This is a genomic window from Pontimicrobium sp. MEBiC01747, assembly GCF_053601635.1.
In genome coordinates, this window is sequence record NZ_JBSHNS010000241.1 from 1 (window position 1) to 8,904 (window position 8,904).

The 8,904-nt window shown below is 32.4% G+C and carries 6 protein-coding genes; all 6 read right to left on the reverse strand.

Annotated features, from left to right (window positions below):
- Positions 1-128 precede the first annotated feature (128 nt).
- Positions 129-2,240 carry a gliding motility protein RemB gene (locus ACVC2P_RS07870; protein ID WP_452597931.1) on the reverse strand — a complete coding sequence of 704 codons (2,112 nt, stop codon included), beginning with the start codon at positions 2,238-2,240 and terminating at the stop codon, positions 129-131.
- A 116-nt stretch (positions 2,241-2,356) separates the two neighbouring features.
- Positions 2,357-3,163 (reverse strand): energy transducer TonB, encoded by an 807-nt coding sequence (locus tag ACVC2P_RS07875; RefSeq protein WP_452597932.1) that lies wholly within the window; start codon positions 3,161-3,163, stop codon positions 2,357-2,359.
- 118 nt (positions 3,164-3,281) lie between these two features.
- Positions 3,282-4,004 carry an energy transducer TonB gene (locus ACVC2P_RS07880; protein ID WP_452597933.1) on the reverse strand — a complete coding sequence of 241 codons (723 nt, stop codon included), beginning with the start codon at positions 4,002-4,004 and terminating at the stop codon, positions 3,282-3,284.
- Between the two features lie 67 nt (positions 4,005-4,071).
- Positions 4,072-4,443 carry a VanZ family protein gene (locus tag ACVC2P_RS07885; RefSeq protein ID WP_452597934.1) on the reverse strand — a complete coding sequence of 124 codons (372 nt, stop codon included), beginning with the start codon at positions 4,441-4,443 and terminating at the stop codon, positions 4,072-4,074.
- Positions 4,436-4,816 carry a glycine cleavage system protein GcvH gene (gene gcvH / locus ACVC2P_RS07890; RefSeq protein ID WP_452597935.1) on the reverse strand — a complete coding sequence of 127 codons (381 nt, stop codon included), beginning with the start codon at positions 4,814-4,816 and terminating at the stop codon, positions 4,436-4,438. Before gcvH ends, ACVC2P_RS07885 begins: the two co-directional genes overlap by 8 nt.
- 72 nt (positions 4,817-4,888) lie before the next feature.
- A partial coding sequence (gene sov, locus ACVC2P_RS07895) for a T9SS outer membrane translocon Sov/SprA (RefSeq protein WP_452597937.1) occupies positions 4,889-8,904 on the reverse strand: 4,016 nt, incomplete at its 5' end.

Genomic DNA, 8,904 nt, shown 5'->3' on the forward strand with positions numbered 1-8,904 from the left:
TTGTTGTACTCAATGTACTATAATTTACCGCTTTAACAACCTTACCACTATAATTTTGTCTAAGCGTTTTATTGCGAGTGCAAAGATACTTTATAAAAGCTTATTCACCAACGGTAAACAAAAGTAAATTACAAATCGAAATACCAGTTAAATAAATCTGTTCTAATTCCTAAATTAAACCATACTGTACTATTGTTTACAACAGATGCTATTTCGGTTTCTGGATTAAAATTCCTGTAACTAATATCTGCAAAGATCTTTAAATTTGATGCTGGGTTAACTAAATACCCGCCTTGAATACTAGCATTTATTGTTTTTGTTTTTATCCCTTGTCCAATTTCTACTCCAGTATCAAAAGGTCTATCGTTGTAGTTTTGGTATATATCGCCTCCATAACTAAAATTATCTGTACCATCATTAACATCAAACCCTCTTAATCCAGCTATTATTTTTGCTTCTCCAAACCATCGCTTATATCTGTAACGCCCTATAAGTACTAATTCTTTAAAGTTTGCTCCCCATAAGTGGGCAAAAGGTTGATTGTTATGCCCATAATTTAGTGCTACTGTATTATGAGAATATGTGTAAGGCCTAACTTGGTTATATTCTGCTTGAAGCATTAAATCTTTTACTTTAAATGCATTATAATATTTTGCTCCTAATTGATAACCGTATTTGTTTTTCCAACTTTTCTCACCTCCTTTTATATCACTTAAAGAAAACTCATCTAATATAAACTGGCCATAAAAATTAATATTGTCGCTCCATTTATATTTTGCAGATGCTCCTAAAATTGCATTACCTGCATCTTGGCCTGTTTCGAATTCTATGGCTCTGTAAAAAATAACAGGGTTTAAGTAATTAACATCAAAACCACGATCGTTAGAATTTGTCCAAATCACAGATTCAAACAAACCTATATTTAATCGTTTATTTACATTCCAGCTTAAATAATGGTTAGCTATATACTTGGTTAAAAAGGCACCATCTTCTGTTACTTCCGGTCTTACGTCTCGCAACCAAGACCATGTATTTGTATATTTTATTTTCCAAAATTTAGTGTTTAACTTTAAAAAAGGATATGGGCTAGCTACATCACTTTGTAATAATGATCTATAACCATCTCCTATAAAGTTTTTACCATGACCAAATTGAATGTTTATAAAATCTGCAGGGGTATACGATAAATAGGCTTCGGCTACAGGGTAATCGTAAGCATCATCTTTAAATCGTTTTGCAATCCCGCGCCCTGGAATTATTGCTGGATCTGGACCAAATGCTTTTAAGGTTTCGGCATACTGGTTGTAATATTGTGCAAAACGCCCTTGGCTTTCATATACTGATGCTGAAAAATTAAATCGCTTACCTAGCCCTCCTTGTATGTATACACCTCTTGTATTATTAAATGTTGAATTAAAATCGGCATCTGTGTCTTTCCCTACTTGTAAATCGAAAATAGGGTCTATTGTAAACCAATAATCCTTTCCTTGTAATTGCACTAAGTGTTCATTCCAAAGTTTTTTAGTCAACCAAGTATCACCTTCTTTTTTTAATGCTTCATTCTCTGCTTCTATACTATAATATTTTGAAACATCTTCATACAGAAATGGTTTTGCTGCTGTATGACTATTAGTTCCTATTAGGTTTGTTGCTCTATCAAATTTAGAATAGTTACTATGACTAAATGGAATATTCAATTGACTTGTATAAGCTTTATTACTGTAGGGTTGTTTATTAGCCTCAATACTATCAAATTCTGACTTTGCACTTTTCTCTAATGTCGTTAATTCTTCTTCTATCGTTTTTTCATCAGATAAATCTTTTGTAGACACTGTTTGGTCTTCTAAAGGGATTTTTAATGCTATTGAATATTGCTTGAATGTAGGCAGACCGTTATATGTTGCTGGTTCTACTTTTGGAAACGTTTTAAATACGCGAGTAGCTTCTTCTTTTAGCTCTTTATATAGCGCATCAACATACATGACTCTAAATGCACCTTCTTTATTCACTTCAAAAAGAATAACAACTTCTCCTTTATAATTATTTTCTGAAAGGTTTTCTGGCACTTTAAAATCTGTAAACAACAGGTTAAACACTTTATTATCGAAACAATTTTGAAGGTTCTCAACATTCGTTTCTTTACAGTCTTCGAAAACCGGAGGTTTTTCGTTAGTTAAAGTTTCTTGAGCCTGAGCAAAAAATTGGAAGCATAATATGATAATAAGAAAGCAGCGCTTCATAAAATAGAAGATTTTATATAATGGCGAAAGATACTGTTTTTTTAAGAATGAAAAAATCTAAAAAGCCGTTATCGTTTAGGTCGATAACGGCTATAAATTATTTTTTATAAAAAGGCTTAATAATTTTGAACGTTTAAAGTAATTGGTAAATTATAAAGTACTTCTACTGGCTCATCATTATTTTTACCTGGTTGCATTGTTGGCACTTTTTCTACCACTCTTCTTGCTTCCTTTTCTAATCTAATGTGTGTTCCTTTTGTTTTTAATATTTCTACATTTCCTGCTTTATTTATTTTAAAGCTTACGTAGATTTTTTGTTTCCCACTTAAACCTAATTCTGCTCCTAGGTCTGAATCAAACTTTTTACTTATTAGTTTCTTTAATTTATCAGACATACATTTTCTACGTTCGTTATTGTTTTTTGCTTTTTCACAACCTGGATAAATTGGCACTTTTTGTACTGCCATAATATTTACTGGATCATCTATTGGTTGCACATCAAGTATATCATCATCTTCAGATAGTACAGGGTCTTTAGATACTGTTTCTGGTTCTACTGTTAAATCTAAATCTTTTTCAGCTTCCTCTATATCTTCCTTTTCTGTAATCTCAATTTTATGAATGATTTTCTTCTTTTTTACAACAACTTCTTCTTTTGGTTTAGGCTCTTCCTCTACTATGTAGTTTTTGTCTTCAGGATAATAAATATTATCAGCTTCGTCTGTAGGAGCCATTACTATACCATCACTAGGTGTAGCAAAACTCATTTCTAAAGCTGTGTAACTAGCCAAAAGGCACATTATTAAACCTATTTGAAAGTAAAGCGTTGAGTTTTTTCGTAAATTTGCATCATGCTTTTGTGATTTTTGCACGGTTTTGTCGTTTTGGCGAACGACTCCGTGGCTTTCGTTAGATTGTTTCATAATAATTAAAAGTTTATATGTTAATATTATGAGTAATTCACAATAAGCGTACCAAACAAAAAAATCCCGTTACAAATTTGTAACGGGATTTTAATTTATTTAAATACAGGTCTTATAATTAATCCTGTACTTGGAACTTAATAGGTAAATAATATGGTACTCTTACCGCTTTTCCTCTCTGCATTCCTGGCTTCATTTTTGGCAATAAGTTTACAATACGTTTTGCTTCTTTTTCTAATCTTGGGTGTGGTGCTCTAGCTTTTACATCTACTATTTGACCTGTTTTATCGATTTTAAAGAATACACTAATTTTTTTGTTTCCTGGAGGTAAACCTAAATCTTGAGCTAAATCTGTATTAAACTTTTTTCTAACAAATTTTGCCATTTTTTCGTTCATACATTTTTTCTTAGCTTCATTGTTTCCACTTTCACATCCTGGAAAAACTGGAACATTTTCAATTACAGCAAAGGCAACTTCTACATCCTCTTCTACTTCTTCTACTTCTACTTCTTCTACTTCAACAATTTCTTCTTCTTGTGTTGTCTCAGTAGATTCTAATACTGTTTCTTCTATTTCCACTTCATCTTCAACGACCTCAATAACTTCTGGTGCTGGTGGCGGTGGTGGCGGTGGCGGTGGCGGTGGTGCTGTATTAGTAATTGGGATTTCCTCTTCTAATTCTTCTTCACCTAATGAGTACTGATTTTCTACGATTTCTTCATCGTAAGTTTTGTAGTTGATAGCATAATTTGTTAAAAATAACATTAATGCTAATCCAACGGCAAAGTACAGTGCACTGTTACGGCCTACGTTTGATTTTGGATTTTTCTTAAGTTCCATAAATTAATATTTGTTTACACTCTAGTTGCTAAAATAACTATTTATTTGTTAAAAAAGCAAGCTATTATTATTTTTTAACACCTCTTAAAACGATCGTTATAATTATCATTGCTATTAGTGTTCCTGTTGTATTTGCAATAACATCAAATAAATCTGCTTCTCTATTCTTTGTTATACTACCCTGTAGTAACTCAATAATTATGCCAAATACGGATGAAAACGAAAAGCTAAAAACTAATGCTTTTGTTTTCTTTAGTTTAATTTTATAATAAAATGAAAGAAACCAAAGTGCAGTAAATATTGCATATGCTAGTGCATGGAATATTTTATCACTATTGGTTGGTAATTCTGAGGTTACCTTATTTACTTTTATTAAACTTAATACTGCAAGTGTTATGGTATAAGCAATACTTACAGGTAATATTAGCTTTTTAAGCACCAATAAGTTCTTTATAATCTTCTGCAGATAATAAGTTTTCTAGTTGAGAGGCATCAGAGAATTTTACTTTTACCATCCAACCGTCTCCATAAGGATCTGTATTTACCTTTTCTGGTTCATCTTCTAAAGCTTCATTAAACTCAATTATTTCACCTGAAACTGGTAAAAATAAATCTGAAACTGTTTTTACAGCTTCAACGGTTCCAAATACCTCATCTGCTTCTAGTGTTTCATCTACTGTTTCTACTTCAACATATACGATGTCTCCTAGCTCGCTTTGAGCAAAATCTGTAATACCTACAGTTATTGTATCGTCTTCTATTTTAACCCACTCGTGGTCTTTGGTGTACTTTAATTCAGCTGGAATATTCATTGTTGTGTTTTATATAATTTCTACAAATATATCTAATCAGTTTGTTATTTCAAACACTATTTTCTACTAGTATTAATTCCCAAAATTATACCTTAAAGTTAAACCAGATCGTATTGTTGTTTGAGGAAATGCTGTAGAAATAGCATATTCAGAGAAGGTATAATCAAAATAAAATATTCCTGTTAGGTTTTTACTAAATGCATAATCTGCTTTATACTTTAAACTCCACACCGTTTGCCCGCTGGTTACTTGGTTATTATCTAAGTCTAAATATCGTATAATAGTTTTATTATCTCTTACAGACACATCCATTTCCATGTTTAAATCACTAACTATTCGTTTTCTAGGCCCTGCAAGTTTAGATTTTATTTTTACATCTTTAAATTTGTATCCTAATCCAATAATATATTCTTTTCCTTGAACTTCTGTCATTAAGTTATTATCGAAACTTAAAGACAACTGTCTGTCTTTTCTAATTTCTGTTAATATTTTTACAGAATTTTTCATCTCGAAATCTAGCCTTACTAATGGACTAAACATCTCTGTTAAACTTACATTACTGTATAGGTTTTCATTTTTATAGTTCCCTGCTTGATCTAAATCGTCTGCTGGTTGGGAATCGTAATCTATAGTATAATCTATTCCATTATAGTCTAAGTTAGTTCTAAACTGGTTTATTGTATAATTAGAGCGGTATCCATGTGTTATAGAAAAACGTTTAAATCGTTTTTTAAACCATTTTAATTTCATTAAACCTGTATATTTTAAATCCCAGTTAGGAATAGGAATGTTACGTAAGGCTCCCAATTTTGTTTTTTCTGCATTTTGCCCTGTATATGCGCTTACAAAGGCTGGCAGCAATACGGCTTGACTTGTTTTACCAAAGCCTCTTGGAAAACCATCGGCATCTACATCATTAACATTTGCCCCTTTTTCTTGTGCTAATCGTCTAGCTATGGTTAACCTATTCTCTTTAAAATCATTAAAGGCTGCGGAACTTATTTCATCACTCTTACTAAATGCAGTAGGCAATGTAAATGTTGAGATATTAAAGTTTCCAAAAGCATTTGGTGTTAAAGATCTATATGTACCATCTTCTACTCTAAAGTTCTCTGTATAATTTTTAGCATAAATTCTAGAACCCACAAGATCTATTTTTAAGTCTTTAATAGGTTCTAAATTAGCAGAGATATCTAATTGTTTGGTTTGATTTTGTGTGTATTGTTGATTAAATTCTTGAAAATTTGTTATCCATCCGTTTCTTGCTGCTAAAGCTCTAATATCTCTCTGGCTTCCAAAAGTATATCCTGTGGATGGCTTTAATGTTCCTAAAAAACCTGGTGTTTGCAAGTATCCAGGTAAGAATGTTCCATTAGTTTCTGCATAATTAACTTGTATACGCTTTACACTTGTTATTATATCGATTCCAATATTAGCTAATTTTCTTCCTACTCCTTTACTTTTCTTAGCAGCTGGCTTACCGCCTTTATCTGCTATTTGTTTTTTACCTCCTGGTGGTGCTCCAATATTTCTATCTGCACGGCTTACTTTATTGCCTTTTTTAGATTTTCTTTTCTTTGTTAATCCAATATACTTATACAACTTATTCATGTCTAAAGTTGAATTTATATTGTGTGTATTTCCATTAGATATTGAGTTTCCTAAATCGTAAGTTAATCCATCATCTGCAACTAATTCTCCAAATAAATCTGATCCTTTTTGCCATTGAAATTGTCCTGTATAGGCATAGGTAGCTTTTAAGAAACTTAATGTTGGTATTTTGCTTAATGGTATTTCGTAGTTTATTCCTAATTGTTGACTTTGTCTGTTTGGGTCACCAAAATCGAAGAATCCATCCCAAACGTCTAACGATGGGTCTTGCTCCCCATTAATGATATTGTCTTTAAAATAATTTCTTACAATATTATTTTTTGATGTCGCGAAGTTAAATGATAGTGCATTGGTTAAATTCCAATTAACGTTATACTGGTAATCGAAAGTATAGTTTCTTCTAAACAGTTCTTCCAAGCCAATATTATTACCTCCTAACTCTACATCTCTAAAACGTTGTCTGTTAAACTGCCTGTTTAAATCTGTATTAAAGGCTATGCTAGATGGTAATAAGTTTACATTAAAATCTTTTAATAATTTCCAATACTTACCTGTAAACAACGAATCGTTTTTCTTGAATGGCTCTATTACTTTTGGTTGAAAACTATAGGCATAATTAACACCTGCTCGTACTTGTTTATCTATAGAGCGTTCAATTTCAAAATCACGGTGTTCTACTTTATTATACGAGTAATTTAATGTTAAATTCTCTGCATCGTAGAATCGAGGTTTAGAATCTCCTGTTCTCGTTTTTCTAACGCCTATAAAGTTTATACTTTTTCGCATAGTATAATCTTCAGAATTCTCTTTAATACGCTTACGGTCTTCTGCATCTGTAGCTGCATCTAAACGTGTTTGCAACTCAATATCTTTATATTGTTGATCGAATTTTGGTGTTATTAATTCTTCAGACTGCCCATAATTAAACGGTATTTGTAATCCCCATTTTTTTGGTAATAATTGCCCGATATTAACATTAGTAACAACATCATATTGTTTTACGTCTTCACGACTCCTCTCGTTTGGTCCTTGGTCTACAGAGCCAAATCCTGAAGTACTCATACGCCCTGTAGCGCTTACATTTGCAAAGTCTGCAAAATTTGTATCTAGACTCAATACTGCTGCCCAACCGCCTTCGTTATCCATCTCAGATAAACGCAATTCGTTATACCAAACTTCTCCACAAACATCAAATCCTCTTGCATTTTTAACACCTACCATTAGGGTTCTAATATCTCCAAAATTTGGGTTACCTTTTATTGCTACACGTTGTTGTCCTGTTACATAGTTAGAAAATTCATCTCCTGTAATTGGCACTACTTCTCCACCCACTACGTCATAAAACGTTGCATCAAGATCTGTTAGGGTTCCATTACTAATACCTATAGATTTTATTTTTTGTAATAATTCTAACTCTAAGTTTATTTCGTTTGCTGATGGCCACAAGCCTTCAGAGGAATTACTAGTAGAAACTTGTAATGGCACTTCTATTTGGTAGTAGTTTTGCGTTAAATCGTTACCCATTCTAATAAAACCTACTAAGTCTCCATCTGATAGTCCTGGGGTATCTCCTTCTCCTGCATGCATAAACATACGTAAGCGCTTATATTGTCGCATATCTACATTAATGTTTTTAAATACAGCTCTGGAATCTTCTGGTTCTAAATCGCAAACGTTGACTACTAAGGCTTGCTCATTTTGGTCTATAATGGTATTATTATTATTTAATTGCTCTGGCACAACACCTGGAGGTGATGCATAACTACCATCGTTTTCTAACGTGCTAATAACTCCTACAGAAAATTCTGTTTGTGGATCGTCTGCTGCTGGCCCTGTTTCGTCATCTAATGCTAATGTATAGCGTCTCCAATCGCTTCTTACTAAATCTAAAGTACCAAAACGGAATACTGTACTTTCTGAAAACTCTTTTAAATACATACGTGCAAAACGTATAGAACGTAAATCGGTAATACCATTAACGGCTTCTACATGATCTCCTTGTACTGGAATTCTAAACTGATACCAGCGTATTTGCTCTGTATCTCCATTTGCTAATGCTCTTGGTCTGGTTTTAATATCTCTAATAAAGCTACCAATTGGATTAGTAGATGTAATTGCATTTAAATTTTCTGGTAAGTTTTGTGGTGTTATCTCTAATTCATATTCAAAATAACTATCAATTGTATTCATCGTATTGTCACGATTAATATCTTCCACATCAGGGACAGTCGTAGATCCTCTATCTGTGTTACTAAAGGTGTCTGGAGAGTTTCCTTCTACATTGTTATATTTTTTATAACGATCGAATAGGTTTCCTTCTGCACTTATATAGTATTGGTAGTTATCATTTGCTGGATCGGCTATGCCACTATATAACGGTGAAATAGCAACTTCTTCAACATCGTCTAATCCATCATAACCAACATCTTGATTGATTCTTTCTTGTCCTGTTGTATCAAACGCATAAATTAAGGCTT